This window comes from Streptomyces sp. NBC_00376 (assembly GCF_036077095.1).
Lineage (GTDB): Bacteria > Actinomycetota > Actinomycetes > Streptomycetales > Streptomycetaceae > Streptomyces.
Genome location: NZ_CP107960.1, coordinates 1885100 through 1902546 on the forward strand (window position 1 = coordinate 1885100; position 17447 = coordinate 1902546).

A 17447-nucleotide genomic window follows, 5' to 3' on the forward strand; every position below is an offset into this window, starting at 1 on the left:
CCGGCCGGGACCCGGAACGGTCCTGTACCGGATCACTGGTGCAGTGAGACGTCATGCGTCTCACTGCACCCTGGGCGGCCGGATCTCAGGCTGCGATCCGCTCGAAGACGGCGGCGAGGCCCTGCCCGCCGCCGATGCACATGGTCTCCAGGCCGTACCGGGCCTCGCGGCGGTGCAGCTCACGGGTGAGCGTGGCAAGGATACGGGCGCCCGTGGCGCCGACCGGGTGGCCGAGGGAGACGCCGGAGCCGTTGACGTTGATCCGCTGCTCGTGGTCCTTCTCTCCGAGCCCCAGCTCCCGGGTGCAGGCCAGCACCTGGGCGGCGAAGGCCTCGTTGAGCTCGATCAGGTCGAGGTCGGCGAGGGTGAGTCCGGCGCGGTCCAGAGCGGCCCGGGTCGCCGGGACGGGGCCGATGCCCATCGTCGCGGCGGGCACCCCGGCGCGGGCGAAGGAGACCAGCCGGACCAGCGGGGTGAGGCCGAGCCGTTCGGCGGTGGCCGCACTCGTGACCAGACAGGCGGCGGCCGCGTCGTTCTGGCCGCTGGCGTTGCCGGCGGTGACGGTCGCCTCCGGGTCGGACTTCGCCATGATCGGGCACAGCGCGGCGAGTTGTTCGGCGGTGGTGTCGGGGCGGGGGTGCTCGTCGGCGGTGACGACGCTCTCGCCCTTGCGGGTGCGTACGGTGACGGGGACGGTCTCCGCTTCGTACCGCCCCTCCGCCGCCGCCCGGCCGGCCCGCTGCTGGGAGCGCAGGGCCAGGGCGTCCTGGTCGGCGCGGCTGATGCCGTACGCGCGCCGGAGGTTCTCGGCGGTCTCGATCATGCCGCCCGGCACGGGGTGGTTGACGCCGCCCGCGGTGACCCGGCCCCGGGCCAGCGAGTCGTGGAGCTGGAGACCGGGGCCCTTGATGCCCCAGCGGCCGTCGTGCGTGTAGTACGGGGCGGCGCTCATCACGTCGACGCCGCCCGCGATCACGACCTCGCTGAAGCCCGCCCGAATCTGCATCGCCGCGTCGAGCACGGCCTGGAGGCCCGATCCGCAGCGGCGGTCGACCTGGGAGCCGGTGACGGTCTCGGGCAGTCCGGCGTCGAGCGCGGCGACCCGGCCTATGGCGGGGGCCTCGGCGGACGGGTAGGAGTGGCCGAGGATCACCTCGTCGACGGCGGCGGGGTCGATTCCGGTGCGGGCCACGACCTCGGCGATCACGCGTGCGGCGAGTGCGGCCGGCTTCTGCTGCGCGAACACTCCGCCGAAACGGCCGATGGGGGTACGCAGTGGTTCACAGATGACGACATCGAGCTGCTGGTCGGGCTGGTCGGGCACGGCGTGGCCTTTCGGTGGCGGGAGCATTTGCCGCTCGGTGGCCGGAGCGTTTGGCGCTCGGTGGCCGGAGCGTTTGCCGCCGACCCTTGCACCTGGCGACCGAGTCGGTCCAATATCCAGTTCATCCTGGTTCAAGACGTGGCGCGTCTCAATTCCCGCTTACGGGGGTTCGGTTCCCGGCCGGGCCCGTCGGCGTGGGCAGGGCCTCCTCCGCCACGGCGAGGACCGCGCGCAGCGCGGCGGAAGGGTTGCCGGCCCGCCAGGCCGGCGCCGCCCGGAGCCGGATCGGCGGACCGGACAGGGGCCGGTGGACGAGGCCGTTCTGCTGGATGTGCTGGACGGGGGCGACGGTGAGCGTACCGCCGCCGACCGCGGCCGAACTCCGGCTGCTGCGTGAGGACGTGGACCCGGACCGCGTCTATCTTCGCTGAGACGGAACCGGGCCTGTCTTCACTGGGACCGAACCGCGTCCGTCGTCGCTGAGTCGGATCACAGGTCACAGCCGTCGGCCCGGACCTGTCACATGTCACTTCCCGAGAGGACCGCAACCACCATGCGTATCAGGATCGTCGGCGCCGGGGCCATGGGCCGCGGCATCGCCCAGTGGGCGGCGACCGCCGGACACACCGTCGAGCTGTGCGACGTGCGCCCGGAGGCCGTGACGGCCGCCGTGGACTTCGTACGGTCCATGCTCGAACGGGCCGTCCAGAAGGGCCGGATGTCCGCGGCGGACAGCGCCGCCGCCGTGGCGCGGCTGGTCCCGCTCGACGACCCGTGGGCCCAGGGGCCCGATGTCGAGCTGGTCATCGAGGCCGTGCGGGAGGACCTCGGCACCAAGACGGAGGTCTTCGGCAGGCTGGAGCAGGCGCTGCCCGCGACGGCCGTCTTCGCGACCAACACCTCGTCCCTGTCGGTCACCCGGATCGCCGCCGGGCTGAAGGACCCGACGCGCCTGGCCGGGCTGCACTTCTTCAATCCGGTGCCGCTGATGAAGATCGTCGAGATCGTGCCCGGCGCGGCCACCCGCCCGGAGATCCCGCCGGCCCTCACCGCGCTGGTCGAGAGCTGCGGCCACCGCGCGGTCACCGTCGCCGACACCCCCGGCTTCCTCGTCAACCACGCCGGACGCGGGCTGGTGACCGAGGCGCTCGCGCTGCTGGAGGAGACGGTCGGCGACCCGGCGGACATCGACCGGATCGCCCGCGACGTACTGGGCCTGCGGATGGGCCCGTTCGAGCTGATGGACCTCACCGGCCTCGATGTGACGGCCGCGGTGATCGACTCGATCTGGCAGGGCTTCCGGTACGCGGACCGGCTCCGCCCCTCCTACCTCACCCCGAACCGGGTGGCGGCCGGGCTGCACGGCCGCAAGACCGGGCACGGCTGGTACGCGTACGGCCCAGAGGCGCCCGCCCCCGCGCCGGAGCCCCCGGTCACCGGCGACGCGGACCGTCCGGTGTTCGTCCACGGCACCGAGGGACAGGAGCGGGACGCGGCGGCGCTGCGGGCCGCGCTGACCGCCGCGGGGGCCGTCGTCGAGACCGGCGACGGGCCGTCCGCAGACGCCCTGGTGCTGGTTCCGGTCTGGGGCACCACGGTGGCCGGGGCGGTCGCCGGAAACGGGCTGCCCGCGCGGCGCACCTTCGGTGTGGACCCGCTGCCCGCGGCCGGCCGGCGCCGGGTGCTGGCCGTGACCCCGGCGGCGGACCCGGCCGCCGCGCGCGACGCCCGTGCGGTGCTGGCCCGCGCGGCCGAGGGCGACGAGCCGTGGGCGGTCTCGGTGGTGCGGGACACCGCGGGCTCGGTGGCGCAGCGGCTGCTCGCCTCGATCGTGTCGGTCGCGGCGGGGATCGCGGAGCGCTCCATCGCGGCTCCCGCCGATATCGACCTGGCCGTGACCGCCGGGCTCGGCTACCCCGTCGGCCCCCTGGCCTGGGGCGACCGGATCGGCGCGGAGCGGATGATGGAGCTGCACCGGGCCCTGCACCGGACGACCGGCGATCCGCGCCATCGTCCGAGCCGCTGGGTCACCGAACGCGCCCAGCTCTCTCTCGCGCTGACCGACCCGGGCACGTCGCCCGCCGACTGCGCGGCGTCCTCGTAGCAGCGGGGCGGGGTGCCGGCGGCCGCTCGCGGCACCCCGTACGCGCCCGTCCGGGCCGATGTCCGTTTCGTACAAGACCCGTGCCGGGGCCCGGCATACGGTCGGGGGCATGACTCCACGCATGGACGCGATCGGCATCGTCACGGCGGATCTGGCCGCATCGCTCACCTTCTACCGCCGGCTCGGGCTCGACATCCCCGCCGGAGCGGAATCCGCACCCCATGTCGAAGTGACGCTCCCGGGCGGGCAGCGGCTGCTGTGGGACACCGAGGACGTCGTCCGCTCGTTCGACCCCGAATGGACCGCGTCCGCCGGCGGGGACCGTCTCTCCCTGGCCTTCCTGTGCGACAGCCCGGCGGAGGTGGACGCGGTGTACGAGGAGCTGACCGGTGCGGGCTACCGGGGGCAGCTGAAGCCGTGGGACGCGGTGTGGGGGCAGCGCTACGCGACGGTCCTCGACCCGGACGGCTGCGCGGTGTCGTTGTTCGCCGCCAACGGCTGAGACAGCAGGCCCTGGCGGGCCAGGTAGGCGGTCAGGGTGGTCCCGCCCAGGTCGCGCGTCTCCCGGGCGAGATGGGCCTGGTCGCTGCAGCCCGCCCGGACGGCCGCCTCGGCGTACGGCGTCCCGGACCGGACGAGGGCGAGCGCGCGCTGGAGGCGCAGGACCCGGGCGAGCGTCTTGGGCCCGTAGCCGAAGGCCGCGAGCGAACGGCGGTGCAGCTGGCGGGCGCCGAGACCGGCCCGGTGCGCGGTGTCCGCGACGGACCATCCGGCGTCGAGCCGGTCCGCGACGTACCGCAGCAGCGGGTCCGGCGGTGCGGCGCCGGCCGCCCGGCGCAGCGCGACGACCTCCAGCGCGGCGGCCGGGTCGGGGGCCTCGGCCAGCTGCTCGGTGAGCTCGCGGACCCGGCCCGAGGGCCACAGGTCCACGAGCTCGACGCGGCGGTCGCGCAGCTCGTGCGCCGCCACGCCGAGCAGCGCGGGGGCGGTGCCGGGCGCGAACCGGATGCCGGCGCACTGCCCGTCGGCCGGGGCGGACGGAGTCGCGGCACGGGTGTCGGGGCCCGCGACGAGCAGCCGGCCGCCGATCCAGAGCAGGTCCATGCATCCGTCGGGCAGCACCGGATGGACCGACCCCTCCGGCATGCTCAGCGTCCACACGATCGCCCCGTCGAACCGCGACACCCGCTCTTCGTACCGCTCGCCCATGTCTCACACGCTAATGTCGTCGGCGAACGGAATCAGCTTCCCGGGGGCGGCCATGACGGCACTGATGGAGTTCAGCACCGACAGCGGTGCGACGGTGACGGTCGAGGTCGACCGGCACACGCAGGGCGCGCAGCTGGTAGCGCTGGGCGACGACAACACGCTGGCCAGAGCCGGGCGCACGTTCGACAGCGCGCTCACGGGAATCCGGTCGGCGGCCGAGTCCGCGCTCGCGGTGTTCCGGGACGGCGCCCTGAAGCCGGACGGGGTGGAGCTCGAATTCGGGGTGAAGATCACGGCGGAGGCCGGTGCCGTGATCGCCAAGAGCGCGGTCGAGGGCCATCTGACGGTCAAGCTGTCCTGGTCCCCCGGCGCGACGGAGGCGGTACCCGCGGCTCCCACGCCCCCGGCAGCACCTGCGGTACCTGGGGCTCCGCCGGAGCCGACCGTTCCGGCGCCCACGCCCCCGCCCGCGCCGTAGGAGCCGCTCAGTCGCCGGACTCCTCGTCCCTCTTCTCCGCGCTCGGCTTCTCCGGATTCGGCTTCTCCGGTTCCTTGTCACGGCTCGGTTGCAGCCTGGACGCCACGTCGTCCGGCGGCAGGAACTTCGACCAGCGCTCCGGGAATTCGGAGGGCATGTAGGGGCTGTCGCCGTCGTCGCCCCCGTCGTCGTCATCATCGTCGTCGTCGTCCCAGGGCTCCTTCTGGCTCTCCGCCTGCGTGCGGGCGACCAACTCCGCCGCCTGGGCAGCCCGTACCCGGTCGTTCGCCGCGCGGGCGGCGGCCGTCGCCAGGGAGGGCCACACCCGGTCGATGGCCGCGTTCACCGCCGCTCCGACCAGTACCGCGAACGCGGAGATGCCGATCCACAGCAGCACAGCGATCGGGGCCGCCAACGAGCCGTAGATCGTGGGCCCCTCGACCGTACTCGTGAGGTAGATCCGCAGCAGGAAACTGCCGAGCACCCACATCGCGAGCGCGACCAGCGCACCGGGCATGTCCTCGATCCACGGCGAACGGACCGGCACGGACACGTGGTAGAGCGTCGTCAGGAACGCGATCGACAGCAGGATCACCAGCGGCCAGTACAGGACGCTTATGAGCTCGGTGCCCCACGGGACGAACTCCACGACCCGGTCCGGGCCGACGACGAGCAGCGGCAGCACCACGGAGCCGAGCAGCAGCGCGACGACGTACAGCAGGAAGGAGAGCAGTCGCGTCTTGACGATGCCGCGCTGGCCGTCGAGGCCGTACATCACGGTGATCGTGTCGATGAAGACATTGACCGCGCGGGAGCCGGACCAGAGCGCGATCGCGAAGCCGATCGAGATGACGTCGGGCCGGGCGCCGGTGGTGACGTCCGCCAGGAGCGGCTTGGCGAAGTCGTTGACGCCGCGCTCGCTGAGCACGGTCTGCGCGGCGTTGAGGATGTTGCGCTCGATGGAGGCGACCGTGGTGGTGCTGGTCCACTCGTCGACGTATCCGAGCAGTCCGATCAGGCCGAGGAGCAGGGGCGGCAGGGACAGCAGGGTGAAGAACGCCGCCTCGGCGGCGAGCCCGAGAATGCGGTACTCCATGCACGAGTTGACGGTGTCCTTGAGCAACCGCCAGGCCATCTGCCGCTTGGATACGTTGCGGTAGAGCACTCGGGCCCGGTGGAGCCGACCCGGTCGCCGCTCGGGTGTTTCATTTGCTGCCTGCACATCCTTACCGTATCGGCATGGCAGCCACCACCCACACCGTGTCCAACCAGGTACCACCGCTCACCGGCTACGACGTCTTCGCCACCGACCGGGCGCTCTCCGAGGCGGTGCAACGTCACACGTCACGCGAGCTCCTGGCCGAAGTACGGGGCGAACTCGGTGAGCTGGGCCGCGCCGCGGGCTCCGCGCAGGTCCAGGAGTGGGGCGCGCAGGCGAACGCGAATCCGCCGGTGCTGCGTTCGCACGACCGGTACGGGCATCGCATCGACGAGGTCGAGTTCCATCCGGCCTGGCACCGGCTGCTCGGCCACGCGGTCGGCGCCGGCCTGACCAATGCCTGGGACCGGCCCGGCGGCCATGTGAGGCGGGCTGCCGGTTTCCTGGTGTGGACGCAGGCCGAGGCGGGGCACGGCTGCCCGCTGTCGATGACGCACGCGGCGGTGCCGGCGCTGCGCACCGATCCGGAGCTGGCCGCCGTGTGGGAGCCGCTGCTCACCTCGCCGGTGTACGAGCGGGGGCTGCGGCCCGCCGGGCGGAAGGCCGGTGCGCTCCTCGGGATGGGGATGACGGAGAAGCAGGGCGGCACGGACCTACGGGCGAACACGACCCGCGCCGAGCCGCTGGCCGCGGCGGACGAGTATCTGCTCACCGGGCACAAGTGGTTCTGTTCGGCGCCGATGTCCGACGGCTTCCTGGTGCTGGCGCAGGCGCCCGGCGGACTGACGTGTTTTCTGCTGCCCCGGGTGCTGCCCGACGGCACCCGCAACCCGTTCGCGATCCAGCGGCTCAAGGACAAGCTGGGCAATCGGTCGAACGCCTCGGCCGAGGTCGAGTTCGACGGCACCTGGGCGCGCCGGGTCGGTGAGGAGGGGCGCGGGGTGCGCACCATCATCGAGATGGTGGCGGCGACCCGGCTGGACTGCGTGGTCGGTTCGGCGGCGCTGATGCGGCAGGCGGTCGCGCAGGCGATCCACCACTGCACGTACCGCAGCGCGTTCGGCGGGGTGCTGATCGAGAAGCCGTTGATGCGCAATGTGCTGGCGGATCTGGCGCTGGAGTCGGAGGCCGCGACGGTGCTGGCGATGCGGCTGGCGGCGGCGTACGACGACGGTTCGGAGAGCGAGCTGGCCTTCCTGCGGATCGCGGTGCCCGCGGCGAAGTACTGGGTGACCAAGCGGTGCACGCCGTTGGTGGGCGAGGCGCTGGAGTGTCTCGGCGGCAACGGCTACGTCGAGGAGTCCGGGATGCCGCGGCTGCTGCGCGAGGCGCCGCTCAACTCCATCTGGGAGGGTGCCGGGAATGTGCAGGCGCTGGATGTGCTCCGGGCGCTGCAGCGTGAGCCGATGGCGCTGAACGCGTTCCTCCAGGAGGTCGGCAGGGCGCGCGGGGCCGATCACCGGCTGGACGGGGCGATCAGGGACATGCTGACGGAGCTGGCCGATCTGGACGGGATCGAGGCGCGGGCCCGCCGGCTGGCGGAGCGGATGGCGCTGGTGCTCCAGGGGTCGCTGCTGGTGCGGTGGGCGCCGCCGGAGGTGGCCGACGCGTTCTGCGCCTCGCGGCTGGGCGGGGACCGGGGCGCCGGCTTCGGCACACTGCCGCACACCCTCGACCTTGCGTCGGTGGTCGAGCGGGCGCGGCCCGTCGCGCACTGAGAACCGCGCCGGTACACGGCAACGGAGGGTGGTGCTGCGCCGACACGGCACCACCCTCCTTGCTGTGCACACCGGACAGCGGGGCAGGGGCTCCGCCGCGCGGTGTTCCACCACTCTCGTACGGACCCGTACCCTCTCGCCAGAGTTGCAAAGGGTTGCAACCATTGTGTGGAGTGCACGGTGCCGGGCCCCTCGCGGCGGCAGGATGGGGCCGTGGAGCGTCGAGCCGGCCCTGGCATGTGGGGGGATACGAGAGTGGAGACCAGCGCCTCGGGGGTTCCCCGGCCCGCTGTCCCGCAGTCCGTCGGGGACGTCCGCGAGATCCACCGGGCCAGGGAGGCCGTGCTCGTCGGTGAGCGCCCGGTGGTCGCCCCGCGGGCCGAGATCGGCGCCTCGTGGGACCGGGTGCTGCGCAGCGGCATGGACCCGGACCAGTCCACCGACAGCCTGCTGCTCGATGTGGACGAGATCGAGCACCGGCGCCGGAGCTCGACGCTGGGCGAGGTGATGCCGCTGCTCAACGACGGTCTGGTCGCCCTGGCGGATGCCGCCCAGCAGATCATGGTGGTCACCGATGTGGAGTGCCGGGTGCTGTGGCGCCGGGGCAACGCGGCGGTGCTGCGCCGGGCGGACGACGTCTGTCTGGCGGAGGGCGCGGCCTGGGCGGAGGAGAGCACCGGGACGAACGCGATCGGCACGGCGCTGGTCTCCCGCGTCCCGGTCCAGGTCCACTCCTCGGAGCACTTCGTCCGCACCCTGCACAGCTGGACGTGTGCGGCCTCACCGGTCCGTGACCCGCGCGACGGCAAGGTGATCGGCATCGTCGACATGAGCGGCCCCGCCTCCACGTTCCATCCGACCACGCTCGCCCTGGTCAGTTCGGTGGCCAGGCTGGCGGAGAGCGAGATCAGGAACCGGCACCTGCAGGCGATCGACCGGCTGCGGTCGGTGGCGGCACCGCTGGTGTGCCGGCTGGGCGGGCGGGCCCTGGCGGTGGACACCCACGGCTGGCTCGCCGCGGTGACCGGGATGCCGCCGGTCGACCGGCTGCCGCTGCCCAAGTCGTTACGGCCGGGCCGGGTGTGGCTGCCGTCGCTCGGCATGTGCCGCGTCGAGCAGCTGCCCGGCGGCTGGCTGCTGCAGGTCGCGGACGGGCCCTCGGACGGGGCGCCGCAGCGGGTGGTGCTGGATCTGAGCCGGCCACGCGGTCTCACGGTCAATGTGGTGGGCGCGGTGGGCACCTGGACGCAGCGGCTCTCGCCGCGCCACGCGGAGCTGCTGTACGCCCTGGCGCTGCACCCCGAGGGGCGTACGGCCTCCGAGCTGGCCCAGGACATCTTCGGTGACGCGACCCGGACGGTGACGGTGCGGGCGGAGATCTCACGGATGCGCCGCCATCTCGCGCAGGTGCTCGCGCACCGCCCGTACCGCTTCGGCGAGGACGTCGAGGTGGAGGTGATCCACCCGGACCACCCGGCCGATCTGCTGCCGCACTCGACGGCTCCGGTGGTGGTCGGGGCGCGTTCGGCCGGCTGAGGGCGATCGCGTTCCGGTTCCGGGCTCGCTCCGTGGGCGGTCCCGCTGTCCGTGGACCGGGACCGGCTTTGGCGCAGACCGCGGGGCGTGGTTCCCTGGCAGCCATGAGCAACCCCGCATACAGCACTGCTGCCGCCACCACCGAAGTGACCATCTGGTCCCTGGAACAGACCTCCCCCGACGATCTGCGGCCCGCCGCGGCACCGGAGGGTGATGTGCGGATCGTGCGGTCGGAGATTCCGCTTCCCGAGTTCAGCCGGTTCCTCTACACGGCGGTGGGCGGCGACATCCGGTGGACCGACCGGCTCGGCATGACGTACGCGCAGTGGCAGGAGGCCCTGGACCGCCCCGGCGCCGAGACCTGGGTGGCGTACCAGAACGGCACCCCGGCGGGGTACGTGGAGCTGGACCCGCAGGACGAGGGCGCCGTCGAGATCATGTACTTCGGGCTGATTCCGGCCTTCCGGGGGCGGCGGATAGGCGGCCATCTGCTCTCGTACGGGGTCGCCCGTGCCTGGGACCTGGCGGAGCGCTGGCCGGAGCGGACGCCGACGAAGCGGGTGTGGCTGCACACCTGCTCCAAGGACGGCCCGTACGCCATGGACAACTACCTGCGGCGCGGCTTCCGGCTCTTCGACACGAAGGTGGAGCTGGAGCCGGAGGTGGAGACGCCCGGACCGTGGCCGGGCTCCGGGCGGTAGTACCGGGCGGGATCCCGGCGGGTCGGGACGGGGTTACGACGGGAGGGCCGCACTCCGCTTCCACCCGCACTCCGGTGACAGACAGGGGGATTGCCGCCATTACGGACAGGCAGACCAGGACACTTTCCATGACGAGCGCCACAGCGTCTTGCATTGCGGGACACTCTCGTCCACATCCTGGATAGTGGTGGACTGGCCCGAGATTCGCGTGCCACGCTTCCGCCATGCCTGGAACTGGAATTGCCTTGGTGAGTCGACGCCACGTCGACCTCGGCCGCGTGTCCAGCGCCATCTGTCCGGCGAGCTGAGAGTCCCAGCACCGCCGCGATCCCCCTTTTCTCTGCAAACCCTGCGCACCGCCGCGCCTCAGCGCGAGTGTGCAGTTCAGAGCCGCCCTCCTGCAGTCCCGAAGGACGTACTGTCATGGCCGCTACCCCGGAACAGCCTGCGCCCGTCACGCCCCGCCGCAAGGCCGGACGCCACCGTGGCGAAGGCCAGTGGGCCGTGGGGCACCACACCCCGCTCAACGGCAATGAGCAGTTCAAGAAGGACGACGACGGTCTCAATGTGCGGACACGCATTGAGACGATCTACTCCAAGCGCGGTTTCGACTCGATCGACCCCAACGATCTCCGCGGCCGGATGCGCTGGTGGGGTCTGTACACCCAGCGCAAGCCCGGGATCGACGGCGGCAAGACCGCGATCCTGGAGCCGGAGGAGCTGGACGACCGGTACTTCATGCTGCGGGTCCGGATCGACGGCGGCCGGCTGACCACCGCACAACTGCGGGTGATCGGCGAGATCTCGCAGGAGTACGCGCGCGGCACCGCGGACATCACCGACCGGCAGAACATCCAGCTCCACTGGATCCGCATCGAGGACGTCCCGGCGATCTGGGAAAAGCTGGAGGCCGTCGGGCTCTCCACCACCGAGGCGTGCGGCGACTGCCCCCGCGTGATCATCGGCTCCCCCGTGGCCGGCATCGCCGCCGACGAGATCATCGACGGCACGCCCGCCGTCGACGAGATCCACGACCGGTACATCGGCAACAAGGAATTCTCCAACCTGCCGCGCAAGTTCAAGACCGCGATCTCCGGTTCGCCGGTGCAGGACGTGGTCCACGAGATCAACGACATCGCGTTCGTCGGCGTGGTCCACCCCGAGCACGGTCCGGGCTTCGACGTCTGGGTCGGTGGCGGACTCTCCACCAACCCGCGGCTCGCCGAACGGCTGGGCGCGTGGGTGCCGCTCGACGAGGTCCCGGACGTGTGGGCCGGAGTCGTGGGCATCTTCCGCGACTACGGGTACCGGCGGCTGCGCAACCGCGCCCGGCTGAAGTTCCTGATGGCCGACTGGGGCCCGGCGAAGTTCCGCCAGGTGCTGGAGGACGAGTACCTGAAGCGTCCGCTGACCGACGGTCCCGCGCCCGAGCAGCCCAGCAGCCGCTGGCGCGACCACGTGGGTGTGCACCAGCAGCAGGACGGCCGCTTCTACGTCGGTTTCGCCCCCCGGGTCGGCCGGGTGGACGGCTCCACGCTCGCCAAGATCGCCGACCTGGCCGCCGCCCACGGCTCGGACCGGCTGCGGACCACCGTCGAGCAGAAGATGATCATCCTCGATGTGGCGCAGGACCAGGTGGACTCCCTGGTCGCCGGGCTGGAGGCGCTCGACTTCCAGGTGCGGCCCTCGCCGTTCCGGCGCGGCACGATGGCCTGCACCGGCATCGAGTTCTGCAAGCTGGCGATCGTCGAGACGAAGGCGCGCGGCGCCGCGCTCATCGACGAACTGGAGCGCCGCCTGCCGGACTTCGACGAGCCGCTCACCATCAACATCAACGGCTGCCCCAACGCGTGCGCCCGCATCCAGACCGCCGACATCGGCCTCAAGGGCCAGCTGGTCCTGGACGACGACGGCAACCAGGTCGAGGGCTATCAGGTGCACCTGGGCGGCGCACTCGGCCTGGAGGCCGGGTTCGGCCGCAAGGTCCGTGGCCTGAAGGTCACTTCGGCCGAGCTGCCCGACTACGTCGAGCGGGTCCTGGGCCGTTTCCAGGAGGAGCGCGAGGAAGGCGAGCGGTTCGCGACCTGGGCGGCGCGGGCCGGTGCGGAGTCGCTGTCATGAGCGAGCGCGCCGCACCGTTCCACTGCCCGTACTGCGGGGACGAGGACCTGCGCCCGCACGAGAGCGGCCACGGCGCCTGGGAATGTGCCTCCTGCAACCGCGCGTTCCAGCTCAAGTTCCTGGGTCTGCTGACCCGGGGACTGCGGCGCAACGACGTTGAAGGGGACGGGATATGACGGACACCCTGCAGACCGACGAGGACCTTGAGGCCCTGGCCGCGCGGGCGGGCCGGGAGCTGGAGGACGCCTCCGCGACGGAGATCCTGAAGTGGGCCGCCGACACCTTCGGCGGGAAGTTCTGCGTCACCTCCTCCATGGAGGACGCGGTCGTCGCACACCTCGCCTCGCGGGTCTTCCCCGGCGTGGACGTGGTCTTCCTCGACACCGGCTACCACTTCCCGGAGACGATCGGCACCCGTGACGCGGTCGAGGCGGTGATGGACGTCAACGTCATCACGCTTGCCCCCCGGCAGACGGTGGCCGAGCAGGACGCCGAGTACGGGCCGAAGCTGCACGACCGGGACCCCGACCTGTGCTGCGCGCTGCGCAAGGTCAAGCCGCTCCAGGAGGGCCTGACCGGGTACACGGCCTGGGCGACCGGGCTGCGCCGCGACGAGTCCCCGACCCGGGCGAACACCCCGGTCGTCGGCTGGGACGCGAAGCGGCAGAAGGTGAAGGTCTCACCGATCGCCCGCTGGACGCAGGACGACGTCGACGCGTACGTCGCGGAGCACGGCGTACTCACCAACCCACTGCTGATGGACGGCTACGCCTCCGTGGGCTGCGCCCCCTGCACCCGCCGGGTGCTGGAGGGCGAGGACGCCCGCGCCGGGCGCTGGGCCGGCCGGGGCAAGACCGAGTGCGGGCTGCACGACTGATGACGACTGATCAGGAGATTTCGATGAGCGTGACGGAGACGGGAGCCACCATCTGGCTGACCGGTCTGCCGAGCGCGGGCAAGACCACCATCGCGTACGTACTCGCCGGGCGGCTGCGCGGCGAGGGCCACCGCGTGGAGGTGCTCGACGGGGACGAGATCCGGGAGTTCCTCTCCGCGGGTCTCGGCTTCTCCCGCGAGGACCGCCACACCAACGTCCAGCGGATCGGCTTCGTCGCCGAGCTGCTGGCGGCCAACGGCGTGAAGGTGCTGGTCCCGGTCATCGCCCCGTACGCGGACAGCCGGGACGCGGTACGCAAGCGGCACCAGACCGAGGGCACCGCGTACCTGGAGGTGCATGTCGCGACACCGGTCGAGGTGTGCTCGGAACGCGATGTGAAGGGTCTGTACGCCAAGCAGGCGGCGGGCGAGATCAGCGGCCTCACCGGGGTCGACGACCCGTACGAGGCCCCCGAGTCGCCGGACCTGCGGATCGAGTCGCACCGGCAGACCGTGCAGGAGTCCGCGGCGGAGCTGTACGCGCTGCTGAGCGAGAGGGGTGCGGCATGACGACCGTCGCGACCATGTCGGAGGGCACCGACAATCCGTACGCACTCAGCCACCTGGACTCCCTGGAGTCCGAGGCCGTGCACATCTTCCGCGAGGTGGCGGGCGAGTTCGAGCGGCCGGTGATCCTGTTCTCCGGCGGCAAGGACTCCATCGTGATGCTGCATCTGGCGCTCAAGGCGTTCGCGCCCGCGCCGGTGCCGTTCACCCTGCTGCACGTCGACACCGGGCACAACTTCCCCGAGGTGCTGGAGTACCGCGACCGCACGGTGGCCCGGCACGGGCTGCGGCTCCATGTCGCCTCCGTGCAGGAGTACATCGACGCCGGGAAGCTCCGTGAGCGCCCGGACGGCACCCGCAACCCGTTGCAGACCGTGCCGCTGACCGAGGCGATCCAGCAGCACCGCTTCGACGCCGTGTTCGGCGGCGGGCGCCGCGACGAGGAGAAGGCGCGCGCCAAGGAGCGGGTCTTCTCGCTGCGCGACGAGTTCTCCCAGTGGGACCCGCGCCGCCAGCGCCCCGAGCTGTGGCAGCTGTACAACGGCCGGCACGCCCCCGGTGAGCACGTCCGGGTCTTCCCGATCTCCAACTGGACCGAGCTGGACGTCTGGCAGTACATCGCCCGCGAGTCCATCGAACTCCCGCAGATCTACTTCGCCCACGAGCGCGAGGTCTTCAACCGCAACGGCATGTGGCTCACCGCCGGCGACTGGGGCGGCCCCAAGGACCACGAGAGCGTCGAGACCCGGCAGGTGCGCTACCGCACGGTCGGCGACATGTCGTGCACCGGCGCCGTCGACTCGGACGCGACGACGCTGGACGCCGTGATCACCGAGATCGCCGCCTCCCGGCTCACCGAGCGGGGCGCGACGCGTGCCGACGACAAGATGTCCGAGGCCGCGATGGAAGACCGTAAGCGCGAGGGGTACTTCTAAATGACCACACACACCCAGCACGCAGAGCAGTTGTCGACCACCACCCTGCTGCGGTTCGCCACCGCGGGCTCCGTCGACGACGGCAAGTCCACCCTCGTGGGACGTCTGCTGCACGACTCCAAGTCGGTCCTCACCGACCAGCTGGAGGCCGTCGAGCACGCCTCGCGCAGCCGGGGCCAGGAGGCGCCCGACCTGGCGCTGCTGACCGACGGGCTGCGGGCCGAGCGCGAGCAGGGCATCACCATCGATGTCGCCTACCGCTATTTCGCGACGCCGCGACGCCGGTTCATCCTGGCCGACACCCCGGGGCACGTGCAGTACACCCGGAACATGGTGACCGGCGCCTCGACGGCCGAGCTGGCCGTCGTCCTGGTCGACGCCCGCAACGGCGTCGTCGAGCAGACCCGCCGGCACGCCGCCGTCGCCGCCCTGCTGCGGGTGCCGCACGTGGTGCTGGCCGTCAACAAGATGGACCTGGTCGACTACGCGGAGCCGGTGTTCGCCGCCATCGCCGAGGAGTTCACCGCGTACGCGGCCTCGCTCGGCGTCCCGGAGATCACCGCGATCCCGATCTCCGCGCTGGCCGGTGACAACGTCGTGGAGCCGTCCGCGCACATGGACTGGTACGGCGGCCCGACGGTCCTGGAGCACCTGGAGACGGTGCCGGTCAGCCATGACCTCACCGCCTGCCACGCCCGCTTCCCCGTCCAGTACGTGATCCGGCCGCAGACCGCCGAACACCCCGACTACCGGGGCTACGCGGGCCAGATCGCCGCCGGCGCGTTCCGGGTGGGCGAGGCCGTCACCGTCCTGCCGTCCGGCCGTACGTCGACGATCGCCGGGATCGACGCGCTCGGCGAGAGCGTGGACATCGCCTGGGCCCCCCAGTCGGTGACCATCCGGCTGGCCGACGACATCGACATCTCGCGCGGCGACCTGATCGCACCGGCCGCCGACGCGCCGGCCGTCACCCAGGACGTCGAGGCGACCGTCTGCCACGTCGCCGACCAGCCGCTCTCCGTCGGCCAGCGGGTGCTGCTCAAGCACACCACCCGCACGGTCAAGGCGATCGTCAAGGACATCCCCTCGCGCCTGACGCTCGACGACCTGTCCCAGCACCCGGCGCCCGGGCAGCTCGTCGCCAATGACATCGGCCGGGTCGTCGTCCGCACCGCGGAGCCGCTCGCGCTCGACGCGTACGCCGACTCCCGGCGCACCGGATCGTTCCTGCTGATCGACCCGGCGGACGGCACCACGCTGACGGCCGGCATGGCGGGCGCCTCGTTCGCCGCCGCGGCCGAGCCCGGTGCGGCGGCCGCCGACGACGCCGAGTGGGACTTCTGATGACCATCGACATCTTCTCCACGTTCGCGAAGGTGGGCGGCCGCATCGGCAGCGGCGCCCTCGGCAGCGGCCAGGGCGGGGTCGCGCGATGTGCGCGATGACGTACGCGCACTGCCTGCGCGCCCACTCGCTCCAACCGCACCGCCAGTTCAGACGAAGACCTGCCGACCTCCCGGCCGCGTCCCCGTGATCGACCGGGACGCGAGGACCGGGCCAACGAGAGGAAAGCCTCCCGTGTCTGCCCCCCGTACCACGCCGCGCCGCGCCCTCGCCGCCGTCGCCGCCCTGCCGCTGCTCGCCCTGGCGCTCACCGCCTGCGGCTACGGCTCCGAGGCGAAGAAGGGCGACGTCAAGGCGGCGGACGCCCCGACCGGCGGCAAGAAGCTTTCCACGGACACCGTGAAGATCGGCTACTTTCCGAACCTCACCCACGCCACGGCCCTGGTCGGCATCCAGGAAGGCATCATCGCCAAGGAGCTCGGCTCCACCGCGGTCAAGCCGTCGACGTTCAACGCCGGTCCGTCCGAGATCGAGGCGCTCAACGCGGGCTCGATCGACATCGGCTTCATCGGCCCCTCCCCCGCCATCAACGGCTTCACCAAGTCCAAGGGCAAGAGCCTGCGGATCATCGGCGGTTCGGCGTCCGGCGGGGTGAAGCTGGTCGTCAACCCGAAGAAGATCAAGACCCTGGACGACATCAAGGGCAAGAAGATCGCCACCCCGCAGCTCGGCAACACCCAGGACGTGGCCTTCCTCAACTGGATCTCCGAGAAGGGCTGGAAGGTCGACGCCAGCAGCGGCAAGGGCGACGTCTCGGTGGTCCGTACGGACAACAAGGTGACGCCGGACGCCTACCGTTCGGGTTCCATCGACGGTGCCTGGGTGCCCGAGCCGACCGCCTCCAAGCTGGTCGCCCAGGGTGCGAAGGAGATCCTGGACGAGTCGACGCTGTGGCCGGACAAGAAGTTCGTGATCACGAACATCATCGTGTCGCAGAAGTTCCTGACCGAGCACCCGGACGTCGTCCAGGCGGTGCTGCGCGGCACCGTCGCCACCAACGCCTGGATCAACGCCAATCCGGACAAGGCAAAGGCCTCCGCGAACACCGCGCTCAAGGAGCTGAGCGGCAAGGCGCTGCCGGCCGAGATCCTCGACCCGGCGTGGAAGTCCGTCCAGTTCATCGACGACCCGCTGGCCGCCACGCTCGACGCCGAGGCCAAGCACGCGGTGAAGGCCGGTCTGCTGGAGCAGCCGGACCTGACGGGCATCTACGACCTGAAGCCGCTGAACGAGATCCTCAAGGCCGCGGGCAAGCCCGAGGTCGCCGACGCCGGACTCGGCGTCAAGTAAGAGCGTCCGGCACCCGAACAGGATT

17 protein-coding genes and 1 pseudogene are annotated in these 17447 nt (G+C 71.8%); 14 read left to right on the top strand and 4 right to left on the bottom strand.

Translation table 11 applies throughout. The features are described from left to right. Positions 1-85: 85 nt before the first annotated feature. On the bottom strand, positions 86-1324 hold the full coding sequence (locus tag OG842_RS08450; RefSeq protein ID WP_328512172.1) for an acetyl-CoA C-acetyltransferase: 1239 nt from the start codon (positions 1322-1324) through the stop codon (positions 86-88). Between the two features lie 148 nt (positions 1325-1472). After that, positions 1473-1700 (bottom strand): annotated as a pseudogene (locus OG842_RS08455) (LysR family transcriptional regulator); the annotation flags it as partial. 177 nt (positions 1701-1877) lie between these two features. Here OG842_RS08455 and OG842_RS08460 point away from each other — a divergent pair. After that, a complete protein-coding gene (locus OG842_RS08460) occupies positions 1878-3428 on the top strand; it encodes a 3-hydroxyacyl-CoA dehydrogenase (RefSeq protein WP_328512173.1) in 1551 nt (516 codons plus the stop codon). A 109-nt stretch (positions 3429-3537) separates the two neighbouring features. Beyond that, positions 3538-3930, top strand: coding sequence for a VOC family protein (locus OG842_RS08465; protein ID WP_266728968.1), 393 nt, complete (start codon positions 3538-3540; stop codon positions 3928-3930). Here OG842_RS08465 and OG842_RS08470 read toward each other — a convergent pair. After that, the gene (locus tag OG842_RS08470) at positions 3870-4637 is read right to left on the bottom strand and encodes a DUF6597 domain-containing transcriptional factor (RefSeq protein ID WP_266728970.1); all 768 of its coding nucleotides are present in this window, start codon (positions 4635-4637) and stop codon (positions 3870-3872) included. The two genes, OG842_RS08465 and OG842_RS08470, sit on opposite strands and share 61 nt — an antisense overlap. 52 nt (positions 4638-4689) lie before the next feature. Here OG842_RS08470 and OG842_RS08475 point away from each other — a divergent pair, with 52 nt between their 5' ends. Further along, on the top strand, positions 4690-5115 hold the full coding sequence (locus OG842_RS08475; RefSeq protein WP_443064056.1) for a CU044_2847 family protein: 426 nt from the start codon (positions 4690-4692) through the stop codon (positions 5113-5115). 7 nt (positions 5116-5122) lie between these two features. On the opposite strand, the gene OG842_RS08480 is transcribed toward OG842_RS08475, so the two are convergent. Further along, positions 5123-6280: a YihY/virulence factor BrkB family protein gene (locus tag OG842_RS08480; protein ID WP_266733479.1), complete on the bottom strand. Its 1158-nt coding sequence runs from the start codon at positions 6278-6280 to the stop codon at positions 5123-5125. 74 nt (positions 6281-6354) lie between these two features. On the opposite strand from OG842_RS08480, the gene OG842_RS08485 reads away from it, so the two are divergent. The 11 genes from OG842_RS08485 (at position 6355) to OG842_RS08535 (ending at position 17422) form a co-directional block, all read left to right on the top strand. Next, on the top strand, positions 6355-7992 hold the full coding sequence (locus OG842_RS08485; RefSeq protein WP_266728974.1) for an acyl-CoA dehydrogenase family protein: 1638 nt from the start codon (positions 6355-6357) through the stop codon (positions 7990-7992). 237 nt (positions 7993-8229) lie between these two features. Next, positions 8230-9528 carry a GAF domain-containing protein gene (locus OG842_RS08490; protein WP_401876039.1) on the top strand — a complete coding sequence of 433 codons (1299 nt, stop codon included), beginning with the start codon at positions 8230-8232 and terminating at the stop codon, positions 9526-9528. Between the two features lie 104 nt (positions 9529-9632). Beyond that, positions 9633-10229, top strand: a complete 597-nt coding sequence (locus OG842_RS08495; protein ID WP_266728977.1) for a GNAT family N-acetyltransferase — start codon at positions 9633-9635, stop codon at positions 10227-10229. Positions 10230-10453: 224 nt separating this feature from the next. Continuing rightward, positions 10454-10537 (top strand): putative leader peptide, encoded by an 84-nt coding sequence (locus OG842_RS08500; protein ID WP_317864749.1) that lies wholly within the window; start codon positions 10454-10456, stop codon positions 10535-10537. A gap of 115 nt (positions 10538-10652) precedes the next feature. Next, on the top strand, positions 10653-12350 hold the full coding sequence (locus OG842_RS08505; RefSeq protein ID WP_266728979.1) for a nitrite/sulfite reductase: 1698 nt from the start codon (positions 10653-10655) through the stop codon (positions 12348-12350). Next, complete coding sequence (locus OG842_RS08510) at positions 12347-12526, top strand: hypothetical protein (protein WP_266728981.1); 180 nt, start codon at positions 12347-12349, stop codon at positions 12524-12526. Before OG842_RS08505 ends, OG842_RS08510 begins: the two co-directional genes overlap by 4 nt. Continuing rightward, positions 12523-13227 (top strand): phosphoadenylyl-sulfate reductase, encoded by a 705-nt coding sequence (locus OG842_RS08515; protein ID WP_266728983.1) that lies wholly within the window; start codon positions 12523-12525, stop codon positions 13225-13227. The genes OG842_RS08510 and OG842_RS08515 overlap by 4 nt, the downstream gene beginning before the upstream one ends. Positions 13228-13250: 23 nt before the next feature. Beyond that, positions 13251-13796, top strand: coding sequence for an adenylyl-sulfate kinase (gene cysC, locus OG842_RS08520; protein ID WP_443063972.1), 546 nt, complete (start codon positions 13251-13253; stop codon positions 13794-13796). Then, complete coding sequence (cysD, locus tag OG842_RS08525) at positions 13793-14728, top strand: sulfate adenylyltransferase subunit CysD (protein WP_266728987.1); 936 nt, start codon at positions 13793-13795, stop codon at positions 14726-14728. Before cysC ends, cysD begins: the two co-directional genes overlap by 4 nt. Beyond that, on the top strand, positions 14729-16072 hold the full coding sequence (locus OG842_RS08530) for a sulfate adenylyltransferase subunit 1 (RefSeq protein WP_328512176.1): 1344 nt from the start codon (positions 14729-14731) through the stop codon (positions 16070-16072). It abuts the gene before it with no gap. Between the two features lie 234 nt (positions 16073-16306). Continuing rightward, complete coding sequence (locus tag OG842_RS08535) at positions 16307-17422, top strand: aliphatic sulfonate ABC transporter substrate-binding protein (RefSeq protein ID WP_266728991.1); 1116 nt, start codon at positions 16307-16309, stop codon at positions 17420-17422. The last annotated feature ends 25 nt before the right edge of the window (positions 17423-17447 follow it).